The sequence below is a fragment of the Mesorhizobium sp. M0815 genome, from assembly GCF_040319995.1.
Classification (GTDB): Bacteria; Pseudomonadota; Alphaproteobacteria; order Rhizobiales; family Rhizobiaceae; genus Mesorhizobium.
The window spans coordinates 35,458-60,778 of record NZ_JAMYOU010000027.1 but is presented as its reverse complement, the minus strand read 5'-3'; the positions used below and the strand labels follow the sequence as shown (position 1 = coordinate 60,778).

27 protein-coding genes and 1 pseudogene are annotated in these 25,321 nt (G+C 61.5%); 15 read left to right on the top strand and 13 right to left on the bottom strand.

Annotation, left to right across the window (positions count from 1 at the left end; genetic code table 11):
- Nucleotides 1-27: 27 nt before the first annotated feature.
- From NKI01_RS24535 to NKI01_RS24525, 3 genes are all read right to left on the bottom strand, one after another.
- On the bottom strand, nt 28-411 hold the full coding sequence (locus NKI01_RS24535; protein WP_352473695.1) for a hypothetical protein: 384 nt from the start codon (nt 409-411) through the stop codon (nt 28-30).
- Nucleotides 412-1,317: 906 nt separating this feature from the next.
- Nucleotides 1,318-1,671 carry a hypothetical protein gene (locus tag NKI01_RS24530; protein WP_023680319.1) on the bottom strand — a complete coding sequence of 118 codons (354 nt, stop codon included), beginning with the start codon at nt 1,669-1,671 and terminating at the stop codon, nt 1,318-1,320.
- Between the two features lie 320 nt (nt 1,672-1,991).
- The gene (locus NKI01_RS24525) at nt 1,992-2,183 is read right to left on the bottom strand and encodes a hypothetical protein (RefSeq protein WP_023680339.1); all 192 of its coding nucleotides are present in this window, start codon (nt 2,181-2,183) and stop codon (nt 1,992-1,994) included.
- A gap of 143 nt (nt 2,184-2,326) precedes the next feature.
- Here NKI01_RS24525 and NKI01_RS24520 point away from each other — a divergent pair, with 143 nt between their 5' ends.
- Complete coding sequence (locus NKI01_RS24520) at nt 2,327-2,836, top strand: ferritin-like domain-containing protein (protein WP_352457928.1); 510 nt, start codon at nt 2,327-2,329, stop codon at nt 2,834-2,836.
- Nucleotides 2,837-3,548: 712 nt separating this feature from the next.
- Here the strand turns inward: NKI01_RS24520 and NKI01_RS24515 are convergent.
- The 6 genes and pseudogenes from NKI01_RS24515 to NKI01_RS24490 all read right to left on the bottom strand — a co-directional run bounded on the left by NKI01_RS24515 (nt 3,549) and on the right by NKI01_RS24490 (nt 7,818).
- Nucleotides 3,549-4,313: a hypothetical protein gene (locus NKI01_RS24515; RefSeq protein WP_352457929.1), complete on the bottom strand. Its 765-nt coding sequence runs from the start codon at nt 4,311-4,313 to the stop codon at nt 3,549-3,551.
- The gene (locus NKI01_RS24510) at nt 4,310-5,194 is read right to left on the bottom strand and encodes a hypothetical protein (protein ID WP_352884877.1); all 885 of its coding nucleotides are present in this window, start codon (nt 5,192-5,194) and stop codon (nt 4,310-4,312) included. Before NKI01_RS24510 ends, NKI01_RS24515 begins: the two co-directional genes overlap by 4 nt.
- Nucleotides 5,191-5,586 carry a phage holin family protein gene (locus NKI01_RS24505; protein WP_352457931.1) on the bottom strand — a complete coding sequence of 132 codons (396 nt, stop codon included), beginning with the start codon at nt 5,584-5,586 and terminating at the stop codon, nt 5,191-5,193. The genes NKI01_RS24510 and NKI01_RS24505 overlap by 4 nt, the downstream gene beginning before the upstream one ends.
- Nucleotides 5,587-5,590: 4 nt before the next feature.
- A complete protein-coding gene (locus NKI01_RS24500) occupies nt 5,591-5,938 on the bottom strand; it encodes a hypothetical protein (RefSeq protein ID WP_352457932.1) in 348 nt (115 codons plus the stop codon).
- Nucleotides 5,939-6,175: 237 nt separating this feature from the next.
- Nucleotides 6,176-6,720 (bottom strand): annotated as a pseudogene (locus NKI01_RS30885) (transposase); the annotation flags it as partial.
- Between the two features lie 48 nt (nt 6,721-6,768).
- Complete coding sequence (locus tag NKI01_RS24490; RefSeq protein WP_352473691.1) at nt 6,769-7,818, bottom strand: YihY/virulence factor BrkB family protein; 1,050 nt, start codon at nt 7,816-7,818, stop codon at nt 6,769-6,771.
- A gap of 237 nt (nt 7,819-8,055) precedes the next feature.
- Here NKI01_RS24490 and NKI01_RS24485 point away from each other — a divergent pair, with 237 nt between their 5' ends.
- Nucleotides 8,056-8,913, top strand: coding sequence for an alpha/beta fold hydrolase (locus tag NKI01_RS24485; protein ID WP_352457935.1), 858 nt, complete (start codon nt 8,056-8,058; stop codon nt 8,911-8,913).
- Nucleotides 8,914-9,762: 849 nt separating this feature from the next.
- On the opposite strand, the gene NKI01_RS24480 is transcribed toward NKI01_RS24485, so the two are convergent.
- The 3 genes from NKI01_RS24480 to NKI01_RS24470 form a co-directional block, all read right to left on the bottom strand.
- Nucleotides 9,763-10,242, bottom strand: a complete 480-nt coding sequence (locus NKI01_RS24480; protein ID WP_352457936.1) for a DUF982 domain-containing protein — start codon at nt 10,240-10,242, stop codon at nt 9,763-9,765.
- Between the two features lie 114 nt (nt 10,243-10,356).
- On the bottom strand, nt 10,357-10,569 hold the full coding sequence (locus NKI01_RS30880) for a hypothetical protein (RefSeq protein WP_502895030.1): 213 nt from the start codon (nt 10,567-10,569) through the stop codon (nt 10,357-10,359).
- 1,366 nt (nt 10,570-11,935) lie between these two features.
- The gene (locus NKI01_RS24470; RefSeq protein WP_352457937.1) at nt 11,936-12,274 is read right to left on the bottom strand and encodes a hypothetical protein; all 339 of its coding nucleotides are present in this window, start codon (nt 12,272-12,274) and stop codon (nt 11,936-11,938) included.
- Nucleotides 12,275-12,450: 176 nt separating this feature from the next.
- On the opposite strand from NKI01_RS24470, the gene NKI01_RS24465 reads away from it, so the two are divergent.
- Nucleotides 12,451-12,753, top strand: a complete 303-nt coding sequence (locus NKI01_RS24465; protein ID WP_352752448.1) for a hypothetical protein — start codon at nt 12,451-12,453, stop codon at nt 12,751-12,753.
- A gap of 488 nt (nt 12,754-13,241) precedes the next feature.
- Here the strand turns inward: NKI01_RS24465 and NKI01_RS24460 are convergent, their stop codons facing one another.
- Nucleotides 13,242-13,712 (bottom strand): KTSC domain-containing protein, encoded by a 471-nt coding sequence (locus tag NKI01_RS24460; protein WP_352457939.1) that lies wholly within the window; start codon nt 13,710-13,712, stop codon nt 13,242-13,244.
- Nucleotides 13,713-13,732: 20 nt separating this feature from the next.
- Between NKI01_RS24460 and NKI01_RS24455 the strand changes: the two genes are divergently transcribed.
- The 12 genes from NKI01_RS24455 (at nt 13,733) to trbG (ending at nt 25,312) form a co-directional block, all read left to right on the top strand.
- On the top strand, nt 13,733-13,966 hold the full coding sequence (locus NKI01_RS24455) for a hypothetical protein (protein ID WP_352457940.1): 234 nt from the start codon (nt 13,733-13,735) through the stop codon (nt 13,964-13,966).
- A 291-nt stretch (nt 13,967-14,257) separates the two neighbouring features.
- Entirely contained in the window at nt 14,258-14,500 is a 243-nt protein-coding gene (locus NKI01_RS24450) for a GcrA family cell cycle regulator (RefSeq protein WP_352473685.1), read from the top strand.
- Nucleotides 14,501-14,925: 425 nt separating this feature from the next.
- Nucleotides 14,926-16,953, top strand: a complete 2,028-nt coding sequence (locus NKI01_RS24445; RefSeq protein WP_352495884.1) for a conjugal transfer protein TraG — start codon at nt 14,926-14,928, stop codon at nt 16,951-16,953.
- A gap of 120 nt (nt 16,954-17,073) precedes the next feature.
- A complete protein-coding gene (locus tag NKI01_RS24440; RefSeq protein WP_352884996.1) occupies nt 17,074-17,487 on the top strand; it encodes a CopG family transcriptional regulator in 414 nt (137 codons plus the stop codon).
- Nucleotides 17,484-18,452 carry a P-type conjugative transfer ATPase TrbB gene (gene trbB, locus NKI01_RS24435; protein ID WP_352467841.1) on the top strand — a complete coding sequence of 323 codons (969 nt, stop codon included), beginning with the start codon at nt 17,484-17,486 and terminating at the stop codon, nt 18,450-18,452. Before NKI01_RS24440 ends, trbB begins: the two co-directional genes overlap by 4 nt.
- An 11-nt stretch (nt 18,453-18,463) precedes the next feature.
- Nucleotides 18,464-18,772: a TrbC/VirB2 family type IV secretion system protein gene (locus tag NKI01_RS24430; RefSeq protein ID WP_023680310.1), complete on the top strand. Its 309-nt coding sequence runs from the start codon at nt 18,464-18,466 to the stop codon at nt 18,770-18,772.
- The gene (locus NKI01_RS24425; RefSeq protein ID WP_352571685.1) at nt 18,772-19,044 is read left to right on the top strand and encodes a VirB3 family type IV secretion system protein; all 273 of its coding nucleotides are present in this window, start codon (nt 18,772-18,774) and stop codon (nt 19,042-19,044) included. Before NKI01_RS24430 ends, NKI01_RS24425 begins: the two co-directional genes overlap by 1 nt.
- Nucleotides 19,038-21,482: a conjugal transfer protein TrbE gene (gene trbE / locus NKI01_RS24420; protein WP_352884998.1), complete on the top strand. Its 2,445-nt coding sequence runs from the start codon at nt 19,038-19,040 to the stop codon at nt 21,480-21,482. Before NKI01_RS24425 ends, trbE begins: the two co-directional genes overlap by 7 nt.
- Nucleotides 21,479-22,204 (top strand): P-type conjugative transfer protein TrbJ, encoded by a 726-nt coding sequence (trbJ, locus tag NKI01_RS24415; protein ID WP_352578199.1) that lies wholly within the window; start codon nt 21,479-21,481, stop codon nt 22,202-22,204. The genes trbE and trbJ overlap by 4 nt, the downstream gene beginning before the upstream one ends.
- Before the next feature lie 35 nt (nt 22,205-22,239).
- Nucleotides 22,240-23,562, top strand: coding sequence for a P-type conjugative transfer protein TrbL (trbL, locus tag NKI01_RS24410; protein ID WP_352964997.1), 1,323 nt, complete (start codon nt 22,240-22,242; stop codon nt 23,560-23,562).
- A complete protein-coding gene (trbF, locus tag NKI01_RS24405) occupies nt 23,563-24,294 on the top strand; it encodes a conjugal transfer protein TrbF (RefSeq protein WP_352752438.1) in 732 nt (243 codons plus the stop codon).
- Entirely contained in the window at nt 24,284-25,312 is a 1,029-nt protein-coding gene (gene trbG / locus NKI01_RS24400; protein ID WP_352964995.1) for a P-type conjugative transfer protein TrbG, read from the top strand. The genes trbF and trbG overlap by 11 nt, the downstream gene beginning before the upstream one ends.
- Nucleotides 25,313-25,321 lie beyond the last annotated feature (9 nt).

Below are 25,321 nucleotides of genomic sequence, written 5' to 3'. Positions count from 1 at the left end.
TCTTTATCCCATAGTATTCGTCTTCGCCTATTGCTCCGGAACGGCAGAGGTTTGCGGACGATTTCGTGCTGCTTCGGCAATTTCCGGGATGTATTTCGTCGCGGTGCAGCTTCGGTTCACATTGGCGCGTGCGTCGAATACCTCTTTCTCGCAGACCCGCTTGGCGAGCTCGATAGGCACATGAACTGCCAGAGGCACTTCCACCTCGGAGATTCCAAGCTCCCGTGCGATCTGCTGTTTCACTTCGTGCCTGCCAAGCGAAACGTCGACGCCGACATCCTCGGCATCTTCGGTTGTCGATGATGCGCCTTGCCCCGGAAGATCTTGCTGCTCGGTCTGAGCAAATGACTGCACGGCAAAGAGTTGCAACGCGAACACGGCGAGCGGCAAAATTCGTTGGAATACTCTCATGCCTGGCTCCTGCAGGTGCCTTTAACAACGGCAAAGTGTTTGAAGCGTTCCAGAGGCGGGGATGCGCGCGCTTAGCGGCAGTCGAGGCGGGTTTTTTCTGTTGGCGTGGAATACGACATGGCGACCATGGTTGGGTGCCGACAGCCGACTGTGCTGGCACATCGGAGTGTAGGAAGTTGCCTACCGAGAAAGAAAGACAAGCCAGGAGACGAGCGCGCCTCGGATGCTGCACGAGGATTGACCGACATTGAGCCTGCGGCACGAGACGCAAAGACCGCGGCTTCGGGAGCAGCGCCTGAAGGCCGCACTTGCTGTGACGTCGGCCCGCGGCATCTAGGCTCTGCAGCTCTCTAGGCTCAGAACGTCGTGCACCCAAGTTAGATCCTGCTGCAGCAGTCAGGACTACCCCAGAACGAATATGGCCAGCAGGGCAACAAAGAGAACAAGGGCGATCGCGGCGCCCCAGATGAGGACCTTTCCGGTGCCGCGTTGCTCTTCCTCGCGAGAAACGTCTTTCGCCATTCCATGCATCCTTTGCGAAGGTCCAAACTGAGCAACGTGCCGTGCGAGGCTGTTCCCAACGCTCTCGGAGCCAACTTGGTGTCAGTCCAACTGCCGGTTGCCGTAGGGCTTCTTCGCTCCAGCGCTATCGGCAATACAGCGCGGCTCTCCTCTGAGCGCGACCGCAGCTCCCTTCAGGCAAGATGCGCGAGCAGACGGATATCTATCTGACCGAAAGCAAAAGAAACCACGCGTGCCCCACTGAAAGCACAAGCAAGCGCAAAGGTTCCTGAACTGATGCTCGGCTGGCGGGAACTTGCTCGCCAGCCGAGTTGAGTTCAGGCGGTGGTCGGGGGAGATCAGCCAGCCACACGCTGGTGATTCCAACCTGAGCCGATGTGCCAATCAGCAACCTTCGTCGGTCTTTTTCACCTGGCCCGGCGCGGCGGTGTTGGCTGCCGTGTCCTGCTGACCAGGCGCCGCCTGCTGAGCGCTGCCAGTCTGCTGGCCGGGCGCGCAGTCCCTGGCCGAGTTCGGATTCGTGGTGCCGCTGGTGGTCGTCGTGTCGGTGCCTTGATCGCCGGACATGTTGGTCCCGCTGCTCGTCGTGCCGGTGCCCTGATCCGTCGTGCTGGGCATGGTCGTCGTGGTCGAGGTTCCGCTCGTCGAGGTTCCGCTCGAAGTTCCGCTGGTCGTCTGGGCAAAGGAAAGCCCGGCCGACACCGCCAGCACGGCCGAAGCCAAAAGGATGCGTTTCATCTTCTTTCTCCTGTCTGAATGCGCGGGATGCGCCTGGCAAATTGAACAGGCAGACAGAAGGAGTGTTCCCCGATGACGTTCAACTTTTGTAACTCTGGTCGTAGGTCAGCCTTAGGATGGCCGGCGTATATTAGAACCTCATGACGGCGGCTCGAGTCGAAAAGCAATCAACGAGCGGAGAGGCCGTCGCGTTCCTTGTGACTGCGGTGGCGCGGTGAGGCACAAGGCTCAATGCGGAGCGCCAGCGGCCGCGATCAGCGCCTCGTCGAGAATCCACTTCAGCTTCGCCGAGCGCTGGTAGCTTCATCTGCTTGCCGTTCTTACTTGCCGGGAACGACATGCAGCGGTCGCAGTATGCCATGCGGGACCTTCAATATGTCGCCGTATGTCGCCGCGTCGGATGGCCAGGAAGCGGCCAGTGCCAGTTGGACTTTGTGATGGAGCGGCGCAGCGGCGAGCGTCCACGGGCCGTTTTCCTTGCGCCGATCTTCCGCGATCTTGGCCTTTTCCACGCATCGCTGCAGGATTTTTCGCGAGGTGAATTGAGACCCGCCACGACGCTGATCTCTGCGACGGTCAAGGCCCGTTCGGCGGGCTCTACTCCGGAACAATGTCCTCTTCTGAAAGTTTCCTTAGATCGCAAAGGAGATTCGAGATGTCAGAAAGCCGCGAATGGTTTGTCCAATGGCTTAGAGATGCCCATGCCATGGAAGAGCAGGCCGAAACGATGTTGAACGGGCAGTTGGGTCGCATCGAGAACTATCCCGAGCTGAGCGACCGGATCCGACAGCACCTCGACGAGACGAAGCAGCAGGCTGCCCGGCTGAAGACTTGTCTCGATCAGATGGACGAGGGTTCATCCACGATGAAGGACGCTGGCGGTAAGCTGACGGCGATGGCGCAATCGCTGAGCGGCGTCTTCGCTGGAGACGAGGTGATGAAAGGATCGCTCGCGAGCTACACGTTCGAGCACATGGAAATCGCCTCCTACACGATCCTGATTGCCGCTGCTCGATCGCTCGGCGAAACGGAGGCTCTTCGGGTTTGCGAAGAGAATCTGCGAGAGGAAGTCGCGATGGCGGATTGGCTGAAAACCCGTCTTCCCTCGACGACCGAGCAGTTCCTTGCGCGGGCCGAAGCGGACAGCGACAGCGCCAAGCGGTGATCGGGTAGGAACGTAGTGACCGTGAACTGGGTGATCGGGATTCGTCCGCTAGCGCGTCCCCTTCGTGAAGGCTGGACGACGAACACGCCTGGCTGTAGCAGGCGGTTGTCGAGCTGCGCATTTCGAGAAATTGCAACGACGAGCGATGCTAATATTGCGGCGTCGTCACTTAGAGAGTTGAAGCGTTCGTCTGCGCAAGCCTGGTCGAATACGCATTGGCACCAGCCAAGATCGGAAGGGCTAGCGCAGCGCTCGGCGAGATCAAGCTTGAGGGGGCGTGTTAAAACGTTCGAAACGAGGTCGCGATAGCGGAATGCCCGAGAACACTCGTCCCTGATCACTGAGCAGTGCGTGCGCGGGCACCGGCAGCGCCAAGCCGGATCGAAGAAAGTTCGTCCTGACAGCGGACAGAGCGCGCCGTTGCGCTCACGTTATGGGGTCGGCAGCACTTGCACGGTTCGGGGTGAATTCCGCTTCAGCCGGTCGCTGGCGGTTTCGCTGAAGGCCGTGACCGACCGGCCGACGATCATCATGCTCGAAGGGGTTGACCGCTTTGTCCGATCTTCTCCGCCGTGCGCATCGTCATCGCGCCGTCCGTGGTTCCAGAATATGCAATCCGATGGCTGAACTCGTCGGGACTCGATAAATGTGAGCGCGGCATCATACTTTGCCTTCAGGACGACTGTTTCTCTGCAATGACCTCTGTCTACGCTCATCCAGTTCGGTCGGTGTCCATCCGGTCATTCAGACGTCGTTGATAGGCAAAGCCGACAGCCGCGGCGACTGCCAAACCCGCCGCCGCCAGAAGGAGTTTGTCCTCGGTATGCTCATTGCCCGATGCGTCTTGAACAGCTAACGAAGCTTCATCGAAGGGTGCGGATGCTTTTGCGACAGTCTCGCCCTGGTGCGGCCCAACGCCGCTATGGCGGATACCCGCAGCCAGACGTTCTGTCTTCTCTTTAACAGTTTCCTTGGCCACGCCGGTCAACTCGGCAGCTTCGCGTTTTATTTTGCCAGCCGTTTCAAGAGCGAAATCACTGACGCTTTCCGCCAAATCGCTAGATTGCTCCTTCAGGCGCTCCTTGGCGTACGATAGGTGATCAATCTGCTGCTCGCCGGGTGGCCGGGCTGAATTGGTCCGCAATAAGCTGATCAATCCCGCTCCGACGAGTGCGGTTGCGATCGGCGGATGGCGGAGGAAACGCCACCCCAAACCGGCCCCTATCGCCAAAGCAGCGCTCGGATTGGCAGCCGCCTTGGCCTTGAGATCGTCAATAATCGCCTGCGCCACCGATTGCATTGAGGATCTTGCTTTCTCCACCAGCGCATCCTTTGTCTCAAGCGCTTCGTGTTTCAAATCATCGGTAAACTCGGACAGCATGTTTGGCGACCGAAGTGTCGACAAGTCGTCGGCGAGCTTAGCCCGGGCAGCCTCAACTTCGTATTCAAGATGCTCAAGTTGCGGATCCGCCATCATAAATCTCTCTTGCCACCGGGGCGGGCAGGTTTGCTCGACCGAGCGTTGCCCGCCCGCTGCGATTTGGCCGTTATTCCTTCCGAAGGGGTGGCGCTGCCCGGGTGCAGCTTGGCGGCCGGACTGGATGGACCGCTAGATCCACGTGGGCTTGGCGAAGACGGCTGCACGGATTCACTTGATTGCTGTTCTGATAAGGCGCTTCCAAAGGTGCCCGCAACGTCCTTTGCGACCTCCTTGAGGCCGTCCGAATTCAGCCCATGTTCCTCGGCGGCGCTTTTGAGCCGTTCGCCCGCCTTTGCTGTCGAGGACTTCAAGCGTTCCCCAGCTTTTTCAGCAGCATCCGTCAATCGCTCTCCTGCTGGGCCGAGCGTGCGCCTCTCGAGATCGCTGGCCGGCAAAGCAGCAGCTATAGCGGCACCAGCTGCGAAGCCGGCCAGAACAAAAGCCAATGGCTGTTCTTCCACCATGCGGCCAATCGTGTCTTGCAACGTTGATTGGGCTTGCTGCACCACGCGCCCTGACTTCTCGGATACGGAGCGACCGGCCTGTTCTGCGTATGACGCGGCGGATGATGCGTACTGACTTGCGGTTTCACTCACCTTCTCCCCAATGCCGGCTAAATTGTCGCGCATGGCCTCTGCTGTCTCGCTAGCCTCTTCCTGCGCTTTGGACGCCCCGCCGCTGGCGGTGCGTACGTGCGGAGCATTTTGGCGCCCGTCGGTTGCACGGGATTGCTCGCGATGCCCGGCACTTGAACTGCGGCTGCGCATTAGCAGCGCGCACCCTGCTGCGACGAGCAGAAGGCCTTCGGGATTGTTCCTAGCGGAGCTGAGAAGCCATTCTTTCGTTCCAAAATCCTGGACCTGTGAATTGCGGCTCATGTTAATTGCTCCTTGGTTGTCGCAATATCCTGCTTTATTTGGCTTATGGAGTGTGTCGGCAGAAGTTCTTTTTGCGCATCAGCGCGGCCCCGATAGTAGGCGAAAGCAGCGGCGAGGGCCGTTGCGGCCGCGACGATCAGACACGACCAGTGCAGGGCCATCCCTAAGCTGGCTATTCCAAGTACGAGGGCTTGCACTAGAAGCAGAGCGGCGACCACTCCCAGCACGCCAGCAGCAGACATCCACACACCTGCTTGGAGCTTCGTTGAGACGTTGGCGGACAGCTCCGCATGCGCCAGGCGCAACTCTTTTTGAAAGAGGTCCGCGACGTCCGCCAACACTGCCGACAGTGCTTGAGGGAGAGGCGAATTCTTCAGTTGTTCCTGTGCCATCAGATCAGTTCGCTCCCTGCCGCCTTCCCTTGTTGGACTCTGGTGCGGGAGGCGCGCTCTTCAGTGTGCGGAACGTCAAAAAGCCCGCTACGGCGGCCAGCCCAAACACCAAACCCGGCTTGCGCCTCGCCAAATCGGACGCTGCAAGAACCAGCTGATCGACGGACCTGTCTCGCAGGTCGTCTGCGTATCCATCAAGCCTATTCGCGAAGGTGCGCACGACCCCAGCGACTATCGGTGCGTTTGCGTCGAGGTCCTCGGCCGCACGCTTGGTCGAACTCGCCAGTTGGCCCATCACCTCGGCGCCGCTGCCGACCTGACGGTCCAACATCTCCTTCACCTGATTGGTCACGGTGGACGCGCCACCAACGGCCGCCCGTTTGGCGGTTTCCGCTGCCCCTTGCGCTATGTCGGACGCTTTGGATAACGTGCCGCTTACGGTCGCTCCTATGTCTTCCGAGGTACCGTCACCAGCTCTTACCGCAGTCGGGGGACGCCGTTCAGAATTCCGGTTGTTCATGGTTTCCTCCATTCGAGGAGCAAACGGAGGTAAGGCCCGTTGGTTCCCAATGAGTGACTATCTGGGGTGTCAAGTTGCGTTTGCGAACTCGTGGCGCGCATCGCGTGCTTTTGCATTGGGAATGATGGGTAGCTTGCGGGCGGGCGCAATGCGAATAGTCATCTTTTCCTTTCCTGTCTGAAGGCGCGGGGGGATCATATCTGGCGACGGTGAGCGCGATGAGGAAGAGGCTGGAGCGCGGACCTTTACGGCCGCCGCGCACCGGTCTTCGACCGCTGCGTCTGCCGCTGTCATTGGCGATCGGCGCCAAGCCCACGAGTTTGGCGATGGCCTTATTGGAAAGGTGTCAATCTCGGACAACTCGGCCATCAGGAGTACGCGGGGCCCTTGACCGAACCGAAGGCCTGATCGAGACAGGCCCACAGCGGATCGTCGTCGAGTAGCGAGGCGATCTCGCCCTTCAAGTCGGCGGCTCTGACGCTTGAGCAGAACAATGAACCTCGTCGAGGCTGGCGAGGTTTCGGCATCGGCGACGATGCTTTTGCGTTGCTTCTGGATGGTGAGACGCCAGTCACCTGGGCAAGCCGGGCGACCAGCGCCTTGAGCCGTTGCTCACGCTCGGCTGCAGCCGCTTGACGATGGCGTGCAAATTGATCTGCGCGCTACGCGTTGCGCTCGTCCAAACGCGACTGCTGGTCGGCGGCATCGGCCGGTCCGCCCAGTGTGTCGGCGACCGTGGCACCTCGCGCACCCATCGGCTGCTGCGCACCTGTGGTGGTGTCCATCGCTGTCTGATGCTCCATCTCGGAATTCAGCTCCGCACCTACAACCAGGATAATCACAGAAATCCAAGTCCACATCATCAAGCCGATGACTGCCCCAAGAGCTCCATACGTGGCGTTGTAGTTGGCGAAGTTTTCAAGATAATAGGAGAAGCCTATCGAGACTGCGATCCAGACCACAGCGGCGAGGAAGGCGCCCCATGTCGCCCATTGCCACTTTGCCCTTTCCCGGCTGGGTCCGTAGCGGTAAATCAGCGTGATCCCGACGCCCACCATGATCAGCATCATCGGCCACCGAAAGATCCGCACAAGGGCTTCGGTCCAGCCGCCGAGGTTCAGCAGCACAAGCATGGCCGGCACAATCCCCACCGAGATGATAAAGCCGATACCAATGAGGATGGCGCCAAGTGTGAAGCCCAAGGCCAGGAGATTCAGGTGGATGAAGCCGCGCTTTTCACTCTCCTCGTAGGCGATGTTCATGGCTTCGAATAGCGTCTTTATGCCGTTACTGGCGCTCCACAGTGCGACGGCAAGGCCGAAGATGAAGCCGAAGCTGAGCGCGCCAGCCTTCTGAGCGGCCAAGGACGCAAGCTGAGATCTGATAATATCCAGACCTCCCGAAGGCAGTACGCCGCCTAGGAACGCAATGTGCTCAGCGATGGTCTGAGGGTCGGCGACGAAACCATAGATGGACACGAACGCGGCAAGCGCTGGAAAGAGGGCAAGAAGCAGATAGAATGCAGCCCCCGCCGCGATCAGCATAACACGGTCCTCGGTTACCTCAGCAAAGACCCGCCACAGCACGTCCTTCCAGCCGCGGCTGGGAATCTCTGACGGCCATTCGGCATTGCGTCCGCGGCTCTCCCGTTCGGCCCGCCGCTCAAGTTGCACTTGACCTTCGTAAGCGTCCTCGGTTGGTTTCTTCGACATGGCCGCCGGTCCGGAGCATCTTCTTCGCGGGGCAAACGTATAATAGCGCCAAAGGATGCAGGTGCAGACCTGCGCTTACAAATAAACATCCGCCGGCTGCAGCAACACCTGCGCCATCCCCACTTGGCCCTTCGGCTCCCATGCCCATCGGCTGAGCGTGCATGTTGTCGGGACGACGCAGCCTGATCTAAATCCTCATTGCGCTGGATCACTTTAACGACACCCACGTTACCAGCCATGATCTCACTCGCGCCTGAACATCAGTTCGTCAACGCCGGAAGTATTCGGCTTCATGTCGTTCAGGCCGGGCCTGCCGAGGGTAAGCCGGTCATGCTCCTGCACGGCTTCCCGGACTTCTGGATCGGCTGGAGACGGCAGATCGGTACGCTCGCTTCCGCCGGATATCGGGTCATCGTTCCCGACCAGAGGGGCTACAACACCAGTGACAAGCCAGAGGGCATCCGCGAGTACACCCTCCCCAAGCTCCTCGGCGATGTCGTCGCCCTGGCCGACGCGCTCGGCATCGGAAGGTTTCACCTCGCCGGCCATGACTGGGGCGGCATCGTCGCTTGGGCCGCCGGGGCAAAGTTGCCTCATCGCCTGGACAAGCTCGTCATCCTGAATGCGCCCCATCCCGAGGTGCTGTTTACCCATGCCCTGCGATCTCCGACGCAGTTTCTGCGGAGCAGCTACGCGGTTTTCTTCCAGAGCCCCTTGCTGCCCGAAGCCGTTTTGGGTGCGCGCCGCTCGGCCTTGCTCGCACGAGCACTCAGGACATCCAGCCGGGAAGGCGCCTTCGAAGAAGAGGAGATTGCAGAATATCGGCAGGCTTGGGAGCGGCCGGGGGCGCTGACCAGCATGCTCAACTGGTATCGCGCCTTGCGCTTTCGCCCGAGCCTGAAGGAGCGGATCACGACGCCTACTCTTGTTATGTGGGGGATGCAGGACCAGGCTCTGGAATCCGGGCTGGCCAAGCGCAGTCTCGCCCTTTGCGACGATGGCCGCCTGCAGACTTTCGAGGAGGGGACGCATTGGGTTCAACGCGAAGAGAGCAACGCGGTGAATGCGGCGCTTCTGGCGTTCCTGGAGGGCTGAGGAACTCAAAAATGGATAGAAACTGGGGGCAGCGTCAGATGGAGCCGGAGGAGGCCTGCAGGGCATTCCTGGCTGCTGCAAAAGAGGAGGGGACATTACAACTAGCTAAGTTGGATTGCGGTATAAGGTTCTATTATCTCCGACCAACACCGCGCTTTGCGGAGCCCGCCGCCAGCAAGGAGAGGCGACGGACCCCCGCCACAGCGGCTGCACATCCGAAGAACGACCGCTGCAACCTCTAAACCCGCGAGGGGCCTACATCGTTCCCCTATCCGCGCCTACAGCTGGGTTGGTCAACGGGCTCTTCCCGCCTAAGTTCCCCCTCATGGCACTCCACTGGTTATCCCCTCCGGTCTACGTCAGGGCCAACCGACCTGGGCTCACCTACGGGGTGAGCCACGTCAAGGGAGCCGCCGAGGAACATGAAGTGGCCGAAGAGGGGACCGAAGTGGAAGCTGGCGATCCAGTCCTGCGCCGACGCATTTTAGGGGCGGCTGACCCCGGTGGAGGTCCGTCAGGCCTTCGAGGCTGCTGCCAAAGAGGCCAAGACGTTCCTTCCTGCTGATTAGCCATCGAGAACGATGCAGAGTGCCCCTCTTTGCGAATGCCGACGCCGGCACAGTCCCGGTTATCTTCGGTTCTCGTGCCGACCTGGCTGAACCATCTGACGGCCACCACCAGATTAGTTGCCACCGCCGCGACTTGGGTCCTGGCTGTCCCGGACGAAGCCAGGGCCTTCTCACGTCCAGGCTAATAGCCCGTTTGAGGCGTTTCGGCTGCCGCGGGAGAAGGCAGTATTTCGGGCTTCAAGTGGGGCGGCTCTTCAGTGTTAGCGAGGCCGGCATGACCTCACATCAGATCTTCAACCATCCGCGCAATTTTCCCCAGACCTGCGGTGGTCCCTCTTGTTCTAAGGAGTCCCTGTTCAGCCGCCGCCGCCTTGAAGGCCTCGAGCGCAGCTTGCTGGCTGCAATGCCCGGCGAGGGACTCCTCGACCATTCGGATCGCGTTGAGCCGCCCCGGCTTTCCCATTCTAGGCCATGGTTGCTGAAGCACCTTCATTGCGTCGGCTATGGACGCGACCACCGTCAGGTTGCGATTGAGGCAGATTGTAATTGGACTGAAGGCCCGCATTCTTGTCGCTCCCCACGATTGAACGCAGCTAAACGCGAAGACAAGGGCAGTGGTTGCATGAATGTGGATTACCGCGAATTCAAAGAACCGCTGGCCGATGCGATTGAGGCTGAGCAGGCTCTCCTTGGGCCCGGCTCTTTGCCTCGCCGGACCATCCTTCTCGTCGAACAACAGGACCCGACCGGCAAAAAGCATCTGTGCACCGTCCGACGCCGCGAACTATTTTTCGAGCTCGTCACGCCGCTTGCCCGACGGCTTCTCAAGCACACCGCGACGAATTCGACGGCTGTGAGGGAGGAGATGAAAAGATTATGGTCGTTTCGTTGGGCCGTCCTTTAGAGCAGGGGCTCCGAGGCGGTTTGTATCGAGCAGATGTCGCATCAGATCTTGACCTGGAGATCGGCTCCGGCAGCGGGATCGGCGCAGCGCGGCAAGGATGCCACGTTCCTTCGGCGGCTCACCGGCGATGGTCTGGCTGACGGCCCCGCGAAGGCGCGAAGCATCGAGGCCTTCTTCTGCCAGTCGGGCGAGCCAACTTTCTTTGGCTGGGAGGGCGGTGCAGTGCTTCGGCTCGGAACTGTTGACACATGCGCCAGACTGGCAGACCGGAAGCGGCGGCGTGCCCTGACGTCATGGAGACTAGCCTCGCTTCCGAAGCCGCAGATTGTGATCTCGTTGACTATGCAGAGCATCCAGCCGTCGTTTTGATCCGTTTCCGTCATCCAGAGCCAGCGACCATCCATGATCCGTCTCAACCGCTTAAAAGCCGGTCTTGCCCCGCCGCGACTGTGTGGAAATCAGCCATGTTTCAAAGTCGGAATGCTGGACGAACTCGCCAAGGAACTGGAGCGACGCAAGCACTGCTTCGTTCGCTACGCCGACGACTGCCCTCTATGTTCGCAGCGAGCGTGCGGGCGCACGGGTGATGGCCAGCGTCGAACACTTCCTCGACAGGCGTCTGAAGCTGCGGGTCAAGATACGGAAGAGCGCGGGTCAGCTTAGGCGAGGAGCGTTTCATAGTCTGGTGGGGCCTAATTCGCCTCGTAGTCCTAGTGGTCACCTATAGGCGCTCACCGGTCCCCTGAAGCGCCGGATAAACGCTCCGCTCACTGACCCCCAGTTCCTTTGGCTATCGCTGTTCTGGTCATGCCCTCGGCATCCAACTTCACGATCTTGTCGCGCTTCCCCATCGCTGCTGGCTTCCGTCCTGGGTACTTGGTCTTGTCGCCTTTGACGGCATCGATCCCGATCCGTTGGCGCTCCAGCATGACGCTACGCTAAAGGCCATCCGCCAGTATCTGGCGCCCTTCTACAAGTGGCGGCAGGCCGAGATCGTGGCGACGGCCGAGCCGCTGATGCCTGGCCCCCAGGCCTTTATGCGCATCATCAGCCGGCGCGATCAGGCCAGACCTTTGATACGCCTGTTCGTGGCCTCCACGCTCATATCGGCGCAGCGGGCGCTCGACATCACTAGAGCTCATTGGCAAGCAGCCCGCCGATATACACTGGCCGTGTCCAGGCGTGGGCGTGGCCTTTCCGCTTGGGTATAGGGTGCGGCCTGCCCGGTCGGCCGTCCCTCGATCGACCCTGAGTTGCTGATCCGCATGCGGATCGTCGGCAGCTCGTCCTCGACTCGATGCGCGAAGTCGTCGACGCCGTGCGCACCGGGAAGACAAGCCTGGAGCTGTAGCGGCCCCGCCTGTCCCGCCCCGGTGTCGTCGCTTCGCTGGCGCTAACGGTGAGACCGCATAGATCTGGTCCAGTATTTTCAGCATCAGAACGTTGAGCTGGCGGGAACTTGCTCGCCAGCCGAGTTGAGTTCAGGCGGTGGTCGGGGGAGATCAGCCAGCCACACGCTGGTGATTCCCAACCTGAGCCGATGTGCCAATCAGCAACCTTCGTCGGTCTTTTTCACCTGGCCCGGCGCGGCGGTGTTGGCTGTCGTGTCCTGCTGACCAGGCGCCGCCTGCTGAGCGCTGCCAGTCTGCTGGCCGGGCGCGCAGTCTCTGGCCGAGTTCGGATTTGTGGTGCCGCTGGTGGTGGTCGTGTCGGTGCCCTGATCGCCGGACATGTTGGTCCCGCTGCTCGTCGTGCCGGTGCCCTGATCCGTCGTGCTGGGCATGGTTGTGGTGGTCGAGGTTCCGCTCGAAGTTCCGCTCGTCGTCTGGGCAAAGGAAAGCCCGGCCGACACCGCCAGCACGGCCGAAGCCAAAAGGATGCGTTTCATCTTCTTTCTCCTGTCTGAATGCGCGGGATGCGCCTGGCAAATTGAACAGGCAGACAGAAGGAGTGTTCCCCGGTGAAGTTCAACTTTTGTAACTCTGGTCGTAGGTCAGCCTTAGGATGGCCGGCGTATATTAGAGGCCTCTTGAAGAAGACACTGCCCGCACCAGAATCCATGGCATGGCTCGGAGAATAGGCATTGGTGACCAGGTGGCGATTACGGCCAGGGTTCTGACGCGGGTAACAGAGGACCGCGTAAGGGTCTCGATCCCAGGTTACGACTTCCCACATTCCATCATCGACCACACCAAGGTGAACCGAGGCCAGCAAATCGACCTGAAAGGCGAGGTCACGCGCATCGACGAGGACACCGTGACTATCGGCCTCGGGCCGCTGGTCACGGTCGACCGTGACAAGGTCCGGCTAATGGAGAAATATCGGCCGCCAAAACGACGAAAGGCACTTGTCGTTGCCCCGGATTAGAACCGACAACATCGCGACAGGCTATGAGGGCAGGCCGCATGACGGGCCGGTAGAGGACGAGTCGAAGCACTTGGTCTACTGCCCAGTCTGCGGCCAAACGTTCGACGCGCGCGATCTTGGACAGGTGTTCCACCACGCTGAGCCGCAGCACGAGCCGCTTCCGGTCGAGCAATAGTCCAGCTAGTTGAGCTCCGGCGGCAGACCGACGTTGAGACCCTTCAGCGCGCCACCGACGTACGTTGGATGAGAAAAGGGTGCTGCGTGCACCGCGCCTTCCCCGCGCGCCGATGTTCCACCTGGACCGCAAAAAAGTCCCGCCGCACTGCCAGAACGGCGGGACCGATCAAACGCTTTGCACCAGGCGGGGGGATGCGGGGTGGGCTTGCCAAGTGAGCGCGGACCGTAACCAACCCTAAGCGCAACGGCGGCAACGCGTCCACCAACCGCCGGTTGGAGCGACAGGACGATTGAGCCGCCGGCAGGTCAGGTCATCCCGGGTCGCTATCGCTCGCAACCAGACGGTAGCGGAAATTGTTGCGGATGTGGTCGTTGAAATAGCGGCCCTTGGCGAACGCGGCCCGGAACGCGGCAAAGGTTTCCGGCGGTACCCCCTCAAACTCGTACCGCTTGCCGCTGGCGACGAACCACACCGAGAGGGTCCTTCTATCCAGATCATATTCCATCTTGCGGATCGAAGTAGATGGCATGAGCACCACAGGCCGAGGCCCGCGCCCTTGCGGGGAGCGCGGGCCGATCGGGATACCGATCTGCAGCAATACCTGGAGGGGAGGAATGGCTGCGTGCACCGAACTTGCGCGGCGGTCCCGTGTTCCAACCAGGATACACAAAAAGCTAGCCGCACCTTTCGGCATCATGCGGACGTTGGATTTCTGAGAAAGCGGGAGCGTCAATACCAACTTCTGGCGATGGAATTTTCCCGTGAGATAGGCACGCTCCACGGCGAAAGGAGTGCCCCGCCATGGCCGTCCTCGCCTATAACCTTGCCAATGACATCAAAGGATCGTGGAGGGTCGTCTTCGTGCCGGACGAACTGCATCTGTATGTGGAATTCAGCCAGCCAGACGCCGACACAAACCCGGCTGATTGGATGAGCGTTGATGATTTCCTTGCATGGCGGCCGAAAGGCGCACTCCACGAGCGAGCGCGCGACAGCTTGGTTTCGCTCATTTGCAAGGCGCTGACAGGGCGATGAGACACGGCAAACCCGCACCGAGATCGAGTGCGAGCGCCGCGAGTGGGCCTAGGGCCCCACCCGGCAAACCGCGGCGGGCGAGTGCCTCGGGGACACGATGGTAGATTGCCAATGCGTCCGCGTGTGGCCTTAAGTCGCAAACTATTGGCTTCAGAAGCAGGGCGTAGGGCTTCATTGATGGTGCTACCAACACCATATGGTGACCCATAGCCCTCCAAAACGAGAGAAGCTCGTCCCGACGGGTCGCACTGCGGCCGTCAGCTGGTAATTGCTACGAACTAGGAAACCATCATGCCTGAAAATCCTGAAAATATCAGACCAACTTCGAGAGACGTCCCCCTCATTCAGCTAGGCCTCTATCAGTGCCGCTTCCCGGTGAGCGAAGACGCTTCTGTACCTGGCGGTTATCGTTTTTGTGCTGGGCCAACTTCGCCGGATCGCGTCTACTGCGATCACCACCACAACATTGTGACCGCCGTGGACCCTCGTCGAGCCCGTTCGGGTCTTCACCTCGCTCAACGACGCGCCGCGTAAGCCTGACTGGCGGCGGCCTCCCGGCCAGGCGCTATGCGCTCCAAGGCCTTGGCTACGACCTTGCCGTCGGCTCGGTCTGGCCCATCCTGCCTTATGCCGTCTTCGCCGATGTATCCCCGTCGCCCGATTGAGAACGACGACTTCTCGCCGAGCCCTTCAGCTCGCTAATCGCACAAACGCGTCGGCTCCAAAGGTTTGTCTGTCAGCACATCTTCAATGTGCCCGCGCCTGAAGCCCCAACATCTTCTGCGACCAAACCGCGTACCTGGCACCGCCGATCGGTTGCTGCGGCGGATTTTTGCTGTTCGCAGCTGAACAATGCCTATCAACCTTGTCATCGCACCTAGTCGCACGTAGCGGCCGTTCGAATTCTCATCGCTCGGCGCGATGTTTGGTCCGTCTGCCCAGAAGAGCGGAGCAAGCCATTGACACCCACGAAGTTGCTGATTGGGCAGATCGCTGTCGTATTCGCAATTGTCATTCTTGGCGTGTGGACTGCAACCCAATGGTGCGCCCACATGCTCTCCTATCAGCCGCCACTGGGCGCGCCATGGTTTGTGACAGTCGGCTGGCCGATCTACCAGCCGTGGAAACTGTTCGAATGGTGGTTCCAATTTGACGCCTATGCGCCTGAAGTCTTCGACAAGGCTGGCATACTTGCCGGAGCCAGCGGGTTCCTGGGCTGTGCCGCCGCGATAGCTGGGTCCCTCTGGCGCGCACGGCAGCGGGGGTTGGTCACCACCTATGGGTCCTCACGATGGGCCATGAAGCTGGAAATCGAGAAGGCGGGGCTGTTTCAGCCGGCCGGCGTTTTCCTTGGCGGACTGAATTATCGCTATCTGCGCCATGACGGACCAGAACACGTCATGGCCTTTGCGCCGACACGTTCGGGCAAGGGCGTCGGACTCGTTGTTCCAACCCTTCTTTCCTGGACCGGCTCGGCCGTCATTCACGACATCAAAGGCGAGAACTGGCAGCTGACCTCTGGCTGGAGGTCGAAGTTCTCGCACTGTCTCTTGTTCAATCCGACCGATCCGAGATCGGCGCGGTACAACCCGCTGCTGGAAGTGCGCAAAGGTCCAGATGAGGTCCGCGACGTTCAGAATATCGCCGACATTCTCGTCGATCCGGAAGGCGCGCTGGAGCGGCGGAACCATTGGGAGAAGACCAGTCATTCACTCCTAGTTGGCGCCATCTTGCACGTGCTCTACGCCGAAGAGGAAAAGACACTCGCCCGTGTCGCCACCTTCCTGTCGGACCCGCAACGCTCATTCGCTGCGACACTGCAGCGGATGATGACCACAAACCACCTCGGCACGGTGGACAAGCCCCAGGTCCATCCGGTCGTGGCCTCGGCGGCTCGTGAGGTGCTGAACAAGTCAGAGAACGAGCGCTCAGGCGTTCTCTCGACCGCCATGTCGTTTCTCGGGCTCTATCGTGATCCAACGGTGGCCGCGGCAACATCGGCCTGCGACTGGCGCATTGCCGACCTTGTGGATGCCGAGCGACCGATGTCGCTGTATCTGGTCGTGCCGCCGTCGGATATCTCGCGCACTAAGCCCCTGGTGCGATTGGTGCTCAATCAAATCGGCCGGCGGCTGACCGAGCGCCTGGAGGGCGATCCAAAGAAGAGCCGCAAGCATCAGCTCCTGATGATGCTGGATGAATTTCCGGCGCTCGGTCGGCTCGACTTCTTCGAGACTGCGCTCGCCTTCATGGCAGGCTACGGCATCCGCGCTTATCTGATAGCGCAATCGTTGAACCAAATCTCCAAGGCCTATGGCGAGAACAACGCCATTCTCGACAATTGCCATGTGCGGATTGCCTTTTCCTCAAATGACGAGCGCACGGCCAAACGCATCTCGGACGCGCTCGGTACCGCGACGGAACTCAGATCGATGCGCAACTATGCCGGCCATCGGTTGGCGCCCTGGTTGTCCCACGTCATGGTAAGCCGCCAAGAGACCGCTCGCCCCCTGCTGACGCCGGGTGAGGTGATGCAGTTGCCGCAGGCTGACGAACTAATCCTGGTTTCGGGATTGCCGCCGATTCGCGCCAAGAAGTTGCGTTATTACCAGGATCCGAATTTCACGGAGCGAGTGCTGCCTTCGCCGGTGCTGCGCGACGGTGCCTACGCGGATCGGCCCACGTCGCGCCCGGACGATTGGAGCGGACAGGTGCGCGGCGTGGATCGGCGTCTTGCTGGCGATGACGACAGTGCCGGCGCGGCAATCGAAGACGGAGGTGTCCAGCAGCAGCGCCATCCGGGCCTGCGCGAAGAACGGACCCTCGTCGTCCAGGAGCCTGATCAGGGCGATCTGTTCACGCCCGCAGACGATGACTGCGAGACGCTCGCCGACAAGCGCGTCATGGATCGGATTTCCACCGCCGCACGTGCGTACGGCCTCAACGAGGGAATGGGCGACGACAAGGACATCGTGCCCGGCTTCTGAACGGCGCGCCATACGCGGGCGCATCTCAGCGTAGATAACGGCCGTAAGCGATTTCGAGGATCTCGACGATGCTCGTTCCCGTCGCCGGTGCATCAGCGCCGGTCAGAGGGAACGAGCAGCATGAAGCCCCACCGCATTCGTCACCAGTTTTTGCTTGAACCCGAGTTGAGCGAGAAGCTGGAGAACCTCAGCCGCAATCCATCGACCACCAAATCGGCCATTGTGGCGCACGCGGTCGAGATCTTTATCGAGCGGCGTGGGGAGAATGAACTCGACCAGCGCTACGGCAAGAGGCTCGACCGTCTTTCCCGCGACCTCGGACATGTCAGGCGCGATGTCGAGATGATCCTGGAGAGCCTGGCGCTCTTCATCCGCTTTTCGATCACGCTTCATGCTCACACGCCGGTGCCGGACAGGGCCACGCAAGCAATTGCCCAGGAGCGCTTCGACAAATTCGTCGAACAGGTCGGCCGCCAAATCGCTTCCGGGAAACGGTCACTTGGCACCGACGATCGCAGGGGAGGGGAAGGATGAGTTCTCATCCGGAAGCCGACCATCGCCGCCGCGTCATGCTGCGCACCGCCATGGGTCCGGCGATCACCGAAGCCCTTGCCGATCCGACCGTCATTGAGGTGATGGTCAATCCCGACGGTGCGCTGCGGCTCGACCGGTTGGGTGAAGGCCGGGTCGACACCGGCGTGCACATGCATCCTTCTGAGGCCGAACGCATCATCCGCCTGGTCGCCTCCCACGTGCGCGCCGAGGCGCATGCTGACAATCCGATTGTCAGCGCCGAATTGCCATCGGGCGAGCGCTTCGAGGGTCTGCTGCCGCCTGTCGTGCTGGGGCCATGCTTCGCCATCCGAAAGCCTGCGGCGAAACTCTACACGTTGGCCGACTATGTCGCCGACCGCGTCATGCTGCCGCTGCAGGCCGATGCGCTGAAGAAGGCGGTCCGCGAGCGGCGCAACATCCTGGTCGCCGGCGGCACGTCGTCGGGCAAGACAACACTTGCCAATGCGCTGCTGGCACAAGCCGCCGATTGCGACGAGCGGGTGATCCTGATCGAGGACACGCGCGAACTGCAATGCGCGGCGAAGGATTGCGTTGCCTTGAGGACGAGGCGGGGGTCGGTCACGCTCGCCGATCTCGTGCGCTCGACCCTGCGGCTCAGACCCGACCGCATCATCGTGGGCGAAGTCAGGGGCGCGGAAGCCCTGGACATGCTGAAGGCATGGAACACCGGGCATCCCGGCGGCATCGCGACGGTTCACGCCAATTCGGCGCGCTCCGCTCTCTACCGTATCGAGCAGCTCGCCCAGGAAGCCGTCGTCACCGTTCCCCGCCGCCTCATCGCTGATGCGGTAGATCTGATCGTCTTCATCGCTGGGCGCGGATCCTCGCGCCGCATTGACGCGATCGCTGAGGTCACCGGTCTCGACAGCAGCGGTGATTACGCCGTCACCCCGCTCACGCTTCCGCAACTCCAGCAGTTTTGAAAGGTCACCTCATGCTCAAGAAGCTTCGCTTCCTTTCGTCCACCGCGCTCGCGTTTCTTCTCACCGTCCCGGCCCACGCAGCGGGCTCCGGCATGCCTTGGGAACAGCCGCTGCAGCAGATCCTTGAGTCGGTGCAGGGACCGGTCGCCAAGATCGTCGCGGTGATCATCATCATCACCACCGGCCTGACCCTTGCTTTCGGTGACACGGCAGGCGGTTTTCGCCGGCTGATCCAGATTGTCTTCGGCCTGTCGATCGCCTTCGCGGCATCGAGCTTCTTTCTCTCCTTCTTCTCCTTCGGCGGCGGGGCACTCGTCTGATGGCCACCGGAGAGCAGCATGTCGAGGGTTTCGAAGTCCCCGTTCACAGGGCATTGACCGAGCCGATCCTGCTGGGCGGCGCGCCGCGAGCGGTGGCGATCCTCAACGGCACGGTGGCCGCGGCAATAGGCCTTGGCCTGCAGCAGTGGATCGCCGGACTGGCGCTCTGGATCGCCGGCCACACCCTCGCGGTCTTTGCCGCTCGCCGCGATCCGGACTTCGCCAGCGTGCTTGTCCGTCATCTTCGCCTGAAGGGGTGGCTTGCATGCTGAACCTTTCGGAGTATCGCGGCAAAGCCGATCGGCTTGCCGACCATCTGCCCTGGGCCGCTTTGGTCGCGCCCGGCATCGTGCTCAATAAAGACAGTAGCTTCCAGCGAACCTTCCGGTTCCGTGGCCCCGACCTTGAAAGCGCGACCGAAGCCGAGTTGGTCGGCATCTGCGCACGAGCCAACAATGCGCTACGAAGGTTGGGCTCCGGATGGGGGTTGTTTTTCGAGGCCGAGCGCGCTGAAGCGCTGGGCTATCCGAGCTCGGCTTTTCCCGATGCTGCCTCATGGCTGGTCGATGAGGAACGGCGCGCGGCCTTCGAGGGCAAGGTCGCGCACTTCGAGAGTCGCTATCATCTGACCTTGGTCTTCATGCCGGCGCCAGATGGCCAGGCGCGGGCGGAAAGCGCACTGGTCGACTCGCATCACTCGGGACGAGACTGGCGCCAGGAGGTGGCGTGGTTTCGCGACGAGACCGACCGCGTCCTGGATTTGCTGTCCGGCTTCATGCCGGAAGTGCGCGCCCTCGATGATGCCGAGACGCTAACCTATCTGCACGGCACAATCTCGACCTACCGCCATCCGGTCGCCATGCCGGAAACGCCAATGTATCTCGACGGTGTTCTGGTTGACGCGCCGCTTACCGGCGGCCTGGAGCCGATGCTGGGTGAGCAGCATCTGTGCACCCTCACCATCCTTGGTTTCCCGAACGTCACCCGGCCAGGGATCCTCGACGCGCTCAACCATCAGGATTTCGCCTATCGCTGGATGACGCGCTTCATCCCGCTCGACAAGACGGAAGCCACAAAGACACTGACCCGGTTGCGGCGGCAGTGGTTTGCCAAGCGCAAATCGATCGTCGCGATCCTCCGCGAGGTTGTGACCAACGAACCGGTCCCGCTCGTCGACAGCGATGCCGACAACAAGGCGCTTGATGCCGACGAAGCACTTCAGGCGTTGGGCGGCGATCATGTCGGCTTCGGCTATCTCACCACTACCGTGACGGTGTGGGACGAGGATCGCCAAGCCGCCGCGGAGAAACTTCGCGCGGTCGAGCGCATCGTCAACGGACTCGGCTTCACCACAATCCGTGAAAGCGTCAATGCGGTCGAGGCGTGGCTCGGCTCGTTGCCCGGCCATGTCTATGCCAACGTTCGCCAGCCGCTCATTCATACATTGAACCTTGCCCATCTCATGCCGCTATCGTCGGTTTGGGCCGGTCCGGCGACAAACGAGCATCTCGCGAAAGTCACCCGGATCGAAGCACCGTCGCTTCTTGTTGCCGAGACCAGCGGGTCGACCCCGTTTCGGCTTTCCACCCATGTCGACGATGTCGGTCACATGCTGATCGTTGGTCCAACTGGTGCCGGCAAGTCGGTTCTGCTTGCCCTCGTCGCTCTGCAGTTCCGCCGCTATGCCGGCGCACAGGTCTATGTCTTCGACAAGGGCAGCTCGGCTCGCGCGGCGACACTCGCCATGGGTGGAGAGCACCATGGGCTTGGTGCGGACGGTGCGCTTGCCTTCCAACCGCTGCGCAATGTCAACGACCGGGCTGTCCGCAGCTGGGCAGCCGAATGGATCGCCGGCCTCATCGCCCATGAGAATGTCACAGTCACGCCGGAGGTGAAGGAGGCAATCTGGTCGGCACTCACCAGCCTTGCCACCGCGCCGGCGCAGGAACGCACGCTGACGGGCCTGTCGGTTCTGCTTCAGTCCAATGGGCTCAAGGCCGCGTTGATGCCCTACACGCTCGACGGTCCCTTCGGCAAGCTGCTCGATGCCGATGAAGATCGGCTGGCTTTGTCGGATGTGCAGTGTTTCGAGACCGAAGAGCTGATGCACAGCCAAGGCGCTGTGCTGCCGGTGCTTACCTATCTCTTCCATCGCCTCGAGGAGCGGTTCGACGGCCGGCCAACATTGCTCATGCTCGACGAGGCTTGGGTCTATCTCGACAACCCGCTCTTTGCCGCCCGCATCCGCGAATGGCTGAAGGTGCTGCGAAAGAAGAACGTCTCCGTCATTTTCGCCACGCAGTCACTTGCAGACATCGCTGGCTCGTCGATCGCGCCGGCAATCATCGAGAGCTGCCCTCAGCGCATTTTTCTTCCCAATGACCGTGCCGTGGAACCGCAGGCGCGGGCAGCCTATGAGCGCTTCGGCCTGAACGAGCGGCAGATCGAATTGGTCGCCCGTGCCACACCGAAGCGCCAGTATTATCTGCAGTCGCGCCGCGGCAACCGCCTCTTCGAGCTCGGGCTCGGCCCGATCGCTCTTGCGCTCTGCGGCGCCTCTGATCCGGCCACGCAAGCTTTGATCGACACCGTCCTGTCAGAGCACGGGCAGGAGGGCTTTGCCTCCCGGTTCCTGAGTGCGCGCGGCCTCGATTGGGCTGCCGAGCTTCTCCAGCAATTCCCTCAACCAGACAAGGAGCAATCGTCATGATGCGGCGCCGCCTTCTCACAAGCCTGATCACCGTTTCCCTAATCGCAAAACCGATGGCCGACTACGTCCAGCCGGCCCACGCCCTAATCGTGTTCGATCCGTCGAATTATGCGCAGAACGTGCTGACAGCGGCACGTTCCCTGGAGCAGATAAACAACCAGATCCAGTCGCTTCAGAACCAGGCGACCATGCTGCAGAACATGGCGCGGAACCTTCAGCGCCTGGATTTTTCTTCCGTGGGCCAGCTCACAGGTTCGCTCCAACGGATCGACGGCCTGATGACCCAGGCCAGCGGCTTGAGCTTCGATCTCGACAAGCTTCAGAACCAGTGGCGTGTGCAATATCCGGAAAGCTACGACGCCACAATCGAGGTCAGCGATGTGGCGAGCGCCGCGCGCGAGCGCTGGCAAAACGCCATGCAGGCGTTCCGCCAAACCATGAGCGCGCAGTCACAGATCGTGGAGAACGTGCGGGCCGACGGCGACCTGCTTACCGATCTCGTCAACCGCAGTCAGGGCGCGGCAGGTGCCCTTGAGGCAAGCCAGGCCACCAATCAGCTGATCGCGCTTTCGACCAAGCAGCAGATGCAGATCCAGACGCTGCTCGCGACCCAGTTCCGGGCTGAAGCCGAAGATGCTGCCCGCAAGGCGCAGTCCGAGGAAGCCGCCCGCGAGACGACGAAGCGTTTCCTGGGCACCGGTACGGCCTATCCCGGCAACTGATCAGCAGTCTTCAAGACAACGAGGAAGACGGCGACATGAATGACCTCGGCGTCATCGATCGCTTTATGCAGACCTTCATCCGCTATATCGACAGCGGGTTCGGTCTGCTTTCGGGCGACGTCGCCTTTCTCACTACCATCCTGATCGGCATTGACATCGCGCTGGCGGGCCTGGTCTGGGCGTTCGGCGGCGAACCCAATATTCTCGGTCGGCTCGTCCGAAAGGTGCTCTATGTCGGCGCCTTCGCATTCATCCTGAACAATTTCAGAAGCCTTGCCGACATCATCTACCGCTCCTTTGCCGGGCTCGGCATCAACGCTTCGTCCGGCAATTTGTCCGCCGACAGTCTCCTGCGGCCAGGCCGCATTGCCGCGGCCGGCTTCGAGGGCGCCTGGCCGCTGCTCAATCAAGCGAGCCAGCTAGTCGGCTTCCCCGAGATCTTTGGCAACGCGCTGACCATCTTCGTGCTGCTTCTCGCCTGGTTCCTGGTCCTCATCGCCTTCTTCATCCTTTCCATCCAGCTTTTCATCACCATCCTGGAGTTCAAACTCACCACATTGGCCGGCTTTGTTCTGGTGCCCTTCGCGCTCTGGAACCGCTCGGCGTTTCTGGCCGAGCGCGTGCTCGGCAATGTGATCTCGTCGGGCATTAAGGTGATGGTGCTTGCCGTCATCGTCGGCATCGGCTCCACGCTCTTCGGCGAGTTCGCTTCCGCCCTGCAAGGCAAGGAGCCGGACTTGGCCGCGGCCATGTCACAGGTACTGGGCGCGTTGGCGCTGCTTGGGCTCGGCATTTTCGGGCCGGGAATTGCCTCAGGTCTTGTTTCCGGCGCGCCGCAGCTTGGCGCGGGAGCCGCACTCGGAACCACCGCGGCGGCCGCCGGATCAACGCTCGTTGCCGGAGGTGCGGCGCTTGCCGGCGCGCGCATGGCAACCGGCGGCGGTCTCGCCGCCGTTCGAGCCGGCACGGCCATGGGATCGGCTGCTTCCACAGCTTGGCAGATGGGGCGTGCAACATCGCCCGAGTCCGGCCTCTCCGGCGTAGCTGCTGGACTGCAGGGCGTTGCCGGCGCAGCTGGCGGCGCCGCGATGCGGGGAATGCGATCTGCAACAGAACCATTCCGGCGCAGCGCCGATGCCGGCCGCGATGCCGCCTGGACCGCGACGGGCGGCACCCCGACCGCATCAATGACCGGAAACCCTGCCGCGTCAGGTGCCAATGCCGCGCCGGCATGGGCGAGGCGCTTGCGTTCCGAACAGACCGCGCGCGCCCATCGCCACGCCGCCACGCAGGCCGTCCGCGATGGGGATCGGGGTGGAAGCGGGGCCAACCCCTCTCTCAACGATAAGGAAGACTAGATGCTCTTCAAGCGACCTGTTCAGCGTTACGGGAAGACGCCCCACCCCGTCACACCATACCAGAAGGCCGCCCAACTTTGGGACGAGCGCATCGGCACTGCGCGCGTGCAGGCAAGGAACTGGCGCCTGATGGCCTTTGGCTGCCTCGCTCTGGCCATCGGGCTCTCTGGTGGACTCTTGTGGCAGTCGATGCAGGGCCGCGTCGTGCCTTACGTTGTCGAGGTCGACCGCTTCGGTGAAACACGGGCTGTCGCGCCGGCAATCCAAACCTACGAGCCCGACGATGCCCAGATTGCCTGGCATCTCGGCCATTTCATCCAGAATGTCCGCTCCGTCTCCACCGATCCGGTGCTGGTGCGGCAGAATTGGCTCTCGGCCTACGACTTTGCCACCGACCGTGCAGCCCTCTTTCTCAACGAGTACGCTAAGGCCAATGATCCGTTCGGCAAGATCGGCACGCGCAGCGTCTCGGTGCAGGTGACGAGCGTGGTTCGAGCGTCCGACAGCTCCTTTCAAGTCAAATGGACCGAGCAGGTCTTTGAGCGCGGCAGCCTCGCCAGCACAACGCGTTGGACCGGGATCCTCACCATTGTGATCCGGCCGCCGAACAATACCGATCAGCTGCGCAAAAACCCGCTCGGCGTCTTCATCAATGCCATCGACTGGTCGCGCGAGCTCGACAGTGCCGCGCAGACTTCCGTTCCCCCAAAGGAGTCCGCCAATGATAAATAGACTCTCGTCGCTTCGCACTGCGCTGGTCCTGTCGACGTCGGCTGCGGTCATCTCCGCCTGTGCCTCGAAGCCGGTGCCGCCACCTCAGATTTCCTATGATGCTGCCAAATTCCAACCGGCGGCAATCGAGAAGGCGCCGGAGAAGCCCGTCAAGGTCGTGGAAGTGCCGAAACCGCTGCCGCTGCCCGGCCAGTTGCAGCCCGAGCCGGGCAAGGCTGCTGAAGACAAGCGCTCGCCTGAAGAACGTGTCGCCGATGCCAACAAGGCGGCGACGCAGCAACCCACCAAATATGGCTATGTGAATGCGGTGCAGGTTTACCCTTTTGCCGAAGGCGCGCTCTACCAGCTCTATGCCGCACCGGAGCGCGTCAGCGATATCGCTCTGCAGTCAGGCGAGAACCTCCAATCCGTGTCGGCCGGCGATACAGTGCGCTGGGTAATTGGCGACACCGTCAGTGGCTCCGGCGATAACCAGCGCACCCATGTGCTGGTGAAGCCCTTCGCGCCAGGACTTGCCACCAATCTGGTGATCACCACGGACCGGCGAAGCTATCACCTGCAGCTTCAAAGCACGAATAAGACCGCCATGGCGGCCATCTCCTGGACCTACAGCGAGGACCAGATCATCGCGCTACGCCGGCGCAATGCGCAGGCCGACGCCGCTATGCCAGTGGCGTCGAATGTGGCTCTCGAAAATATTCGCTTCCGCTATTCGATTACCGGCGACATGCCGCCCTGGAGGCCCACGCGCGCGTTCGATGATGGCAGCAAGGTCTGCATCGAGTTCCCGCGCCGCATCGATCAGGGCGAGGCCCCGCCGCTCTTCATCGTCGGTGCTGACGGGCACAACCAGCTCGTCAACTACCGCATACGGGGCAACTATTACATCGTCGATCGCCTCTTCGCCGCGGCCGAACTGCGCCTCGGCGCCAAGCAGCAGCAGGTGGTGCGCATCACGAGGACCGACGGCAGGCAAGCGCCGCGGCGGATATTGCTCTTTTCGCGTTCCAGCAGGTGAGGGACGGCC